The sequence below is a fragment of the Gammaproteobacteria bacterium genome, from assembly GCA_003696665.1.
Classification (GTDB): domain Bacteria; phylum Pseudomonadota; class Gammaproteobacteria; order Enterobacterales.
In genome coordinates this window covers 1-1,858 of record RFGJ01000589.1, presented here as the reverse complement: position 1 = coordinate 1,858, position 1,858 = coordinate 1, and the positions used below count along the sequence as shown (strand labels likewise).

Annotated in this window: 3 protein-coding genes; all 3 read right to left on the bottom strand. The window is 49.4% G+C overall.

Annotated elements, in window-relative coordinates; genetic code table 11:
• Nucleotides 1-1,007: FAD-binding oxidoreductase (locus D6694_14345; protein ID RMH35891.1), on the bottom strand; the 1,007-nt coding region annotated here is incomplete at its 3' end.
• Between the two features lie 50 nt (nt 1,008-1,057).
• Nucleotides 1,058-1,330, bottom strand: a complete 273-nt coding sequence (locus tag D6694_14340; protein ID RMH35890.1) for a hypothetical protein — start codon at nt 1,328-1,330, stop codon at nt 1,058-1,060.
• On the bottom strand, nt 1,318-1,858 hold a 541-nt coding region (locus D6694_14335), incomplete at its 5' end, for an RNA polymerase sigma factor (protein RMH35889.1). The genes D6694_14335 and D6694_14340, both read right to left, overlap by 13 nt.

Below are 1,858 nucleotides of genomic sequence, written 5' to 3'. Positions count from 1 at the left end.
GAGATGGATTCGCTAATGCCTTCACGATACTGCCACAGCATCGCTTTTTGTTGCTCTGACTGGCTTGCCACGCCGTCGACAACCCAGCCTTGCTCGACACATTGTTCAAAGCATGTCATTAGATCATTTTCCGACTGAACCGATGGTTGCTCCACTTCGAGCAACACATAGTACGGTGTCGGCGCCAAGCCCAATGGCGGTAAGTTACGATGCCGTGTGACATGTTTAAGGGCGACCGATGAAAAAAACTCAAATGCTTGTAAATTCAACTTTTCTCGGAATGCTTGTAAGACCGACATCACGTCCGAAAATTGTGCAACAGCCAACACAACGACTTGTGTGTTTGGCGGTGGTGCTGTCAGCCACAGTTCCGCTTCGGTAATCATACCGAGCGTTCCTTCCGAGCCAATGAACAAATGACGCAAATCATAGCCGGTTGCATCTTTAATCAGCCCTTTACCAAGGCGCAAACAATCGCCACGACCAGTGACAACGGTCAAGCCGGCTACCCAGCGACGAATGTTTCCGTAACGAATCACATTAATGCCACCAGCATTCGTCGCGATATTGCCGCCAATCTGGCTTGAGCCAGCTGATGCAAAATTAACCGGAAAAAAGAGTCCGTGCGCTTTTGCGGCTTCTTGCACATTGGCGGTAATCGCACCCGCGCCGACTGTTATGGTTCTCTCAATGATGTTGACTTCGCCAATATGATTCAGACGCTCCATCGAGACAACCACCTCACCATTGGCAGCCACAGCACCACCGCTAAGTCCCGTCCGACCACCGGATGGTACCAGAGCGATTTGATGCTCATTGGCGGCCAATACAATGCGCTGTACATCTTCGGTACTTCCCGGAAAAATCACCGCACTCGCCTGGGGCGTCACAAAACGCGTCCAGTCAGTTCCATAATAAGCAAGTGTGCTCGGGTCTTGCCGGATGGCTGTCTCAGGAAGATGATCACGTAGTTTTCGAATAAACTGTTCGAGGGCTGTGTCACTCATATTAAAAGTGTACAGATGGGAATCCAGAACAAATCGTAACAAGCTCGCACTTATGGATCATTCTTTTTTTTCTCTTCTTTCGCCAATAATGTCTCAACGAGGGCATCCATGGTGGCATCGTCCACATCAATCGCTTGCCAGGCAACCAGCTCAGGATGTTTGCCGACATAATCCATGGTCACCTGCGCGTGACGAACGAAACGGCGGCAATGACGGCACAACAGCAAGTGAAACCAAAGTTTGAGTTTTTCTGTATTCGTCAAATCACCATCGATCAAGTCGAAGGCCAATTGATACACTTCTCGACAGGTTATTGGTGACATTGTCCAGTGACCTGATAATGTTCAATGGTTTTCATCAAGGTGGCTTTCGCCCGATGAAGAAGTACTCTTACGTTGGAAGATGACACCGCTAAAATGTTACAAATGTCGTCATAATCAAGTCCTTGTAAATTCTTCAGCACGAAAGCAGCACGTTGCAACGGCGGTAGTTTTTGCAAGGTCAGCGAAATACATTCGTTAAGCTGCTCAGTGGACAGTAAGTCGTCCGGGGTATCAATATGCCACGCGACAGGCCCAGAGGCCCAATGCCCTTTGTCATCGAACTGCTTGGCATAGGGATCCGAAGCATCAAATCCCATTGCCTCCAGAGAACGATAACGATCTTCCTTGCGCAGATAATTTTTGCATTCGTTGATGACAATCCGCGTCAGCCAAGTATACAGGCTGGAGCGCTTTTCAAACTTTGGCAGCGCACGTATCGCGCTAATCCAAGCATCTTGCACAATTTCTTCCGCAAGTGCGGGACCAACCATGGCGCGTGCAGTTGCAACGAGGCGCCCGTGGTACCGT